This is a genomic window from Olavius algarvensis spirochete endosymbiont (assembly GCA_900608495.1).
Lineage (GTDB): Bacteria > Spirochaetota > Spirochaetia > DSM-2461 > DSM-2461 > UBA2779.
Window position 1 is genome coordinate 1 of record UWYT01000172.1, and the last position, 2072, is coordinate 2072.

General features: G+C 44.8%; 2 protein-coding genes. Both read right to left on the reverse strand.

The window, feature by feature from the left end; genetic code table 11:
* Nucleotides 1-435: 435 nt before the first annotated feature.
* On the reverse strand, nt 436-1404 hold the full coding sequence (locus tag S1OALGB6SA_RS10165) for an NADase-type glycan-binding domain-containing protein (RefSeq protein WP_195910297.1): 969 nt from the start codon (nt 1402-1404) through the stop codon (nt 436-438).
* A 3-nt stretch (nt 1405-1407) separates the two neighbouring features.
* Nucleotides 1408-2072: hypothetical protein (locus tag S1OALGB6SA_RS04185; protein WP_503465872.1), on the reverse strand; the 665-nt coding region annotated here is incomplete at its 5' end.

Below are 2072 nucleotides of genomic sequence, written 5' to 3' on the forward strand. Positions count from 1 at the left end.
CCGAGGCAGGTGAACAGAATACTCCCTTATTTTTCGTAGGCAGGAGGCCTACTGAGAATAAGGCGTCTTCTGTTTAGCCCCATGGCCATGGATGGCCTAAGGCGGGCCTGGCTGAGGGCCTGCGCAGGTGGGGAACCAGGGGCAGGGGTGGGGGTGGGGGCGGCTTGGCTACAGGTGGGCGGGAGCTTTCTGTAGCGCTAATCGACGGATTAAAGGCTCCGACGGCAGTAAAGGGAGGGAATTCCCAGCGAAAGGGAAAAGGAGGTATCGGCTTTCAGGACGCCTCCCCACCCTTCGGGCCGACAGGCTCCTCACCAGAGCGCCGGAAGCTGTGGCAAGCGTCCTCGGAGGACGGTAGAATGTTGGATTATCGGACGCAAGCGAACACCGCAAGGTGCCGATAATCTCTCGTTCTGTCGCTCGCCCGAATAATCATTAGTTGCTTGCCCGCGAACTCATCTGTAAATCAGAACTAGAGAGAGGGCGGATAGCATACTCACTGTAGCTCATGAAATGTAGACATGTATCCGAATAGAGTTCTCCAGGATATACATCAGCTATGGTGATTCTCGCATGCGTTTCATCACCCAGCTCCCGGACATCTATCGTCTGCAGATTAGGAGTATCTTCTACCTCTCGTTCCAGGACTAGACCAGTCGTCAATCCCTCAATTCGTACAGTCTTTATCCGACCATTTTTCCAGTACAACGACGGATTGCTAGCAGAGATATAGCCGTTGATAATTGCTAAATATAGAGGAGGTTTATTAAACTTCGCTTCAAACGACTCACCAATACCATTCCCATCAGCACCCTCAACCCATGCTGTATCTGAGCGCACTAAGTCAAGATTTCGCAATTCGTATGTTGTCTCCCCCTCTTTCAATTCCGAACTTGGATTCGTGACACTCATAGGGAGTGTATCAGAAAGTCCATGCATTTTGAATACATCATTGGGTACATCTGCCGTAAAAATATCTGAAACTGTATGACTTCTTGTAGAGTATGTAACCCCCATTATTTTTCCGACTTCTTCATCACCTGATCCGTTATCTTCAACCACACCGAACAAACCCAGTAATACATTGCCAACGTTCCATGGCTTTGGATTGCCATTTATCACTTCCCAAAGAGAAGTCGGGATGTCTTCACTAAGCAGAAATTGAAAAAAAACAGGGCCCTTTGATAATGTGTAATTATAGATCTTTGATTGATCATAACGATGATCATCTGGAGGTGAAGTCCACTCCAGTTTCATCTCATTGTCATTCAATATTGTGAATTTATAGGGATACGGGAAGGAAGAAGTAAATGTACCAAATAGAGCTCCTTCATTAGATGAAAAAAGAATAGATGCATTGATTAAAAGCATTAATATAGAAATCGAAAATAGTCGCCTTTTCATGACTTACTTTACTCCCCTTTTCACACGATTTCGGGATCTCATTGTTATTGTAACATTGCCAGGAGCCACACCGGCCATTTGATTCATGAATGTATTTTGACCTGCCTGTCCTCCTCTTTGACTGGTACAACCAGCCGAATAGGAATTGTTTATCCATGTATACCCCTTTTTATTCGAATTTGCATGATTCAAAAATGGTGCATTGTTTATATAATCACGTGTTTCTTCTGGTATTGATTCATCGTTTGTCTGGTACCTATATGTATTGTCATAACTTGCTGAACTAGCTGTGCCATCTAGGTTCTCTGTTAAACCATCGGTTGTGAAACTATATTCGCCATCTGGTAGTGTGAATCCTTCTATCAATTTTGTATCCAATACGTCTCTGGCATATTCAGGATCCGTTCTATTTGCGCTAACACTGTTATCGCTTCCAGTTCGCATTGTTTGCCCGTTTTCCATTGTGACATCGACAGTTCTATTTGAATCAAAACCATTTCTATAGCCATCTGTTGGTCGGTCAATATTGACTTGTGCGCTCTCTGGCTTGTAATTCTGGGCCAATATTGGGTCATTTTTAGTATCTGTTCCTACGACTTCGCTTAAACCCGTTGGGTCGACATACTTCACGGGGTTGTTGCTCACATAGGCATACCAGTTAAGAGCCT

Excerpts from the sequence above, each read along its gene's own strand:
- S1OALGB6SA_RS10165 (WP_195910297.1), bottom strand. The coding sequence starts at position 1,404 with ATGAAAAGGCGACTATTTTCGATTTCTATATTAATGCTTTTAATCAAT.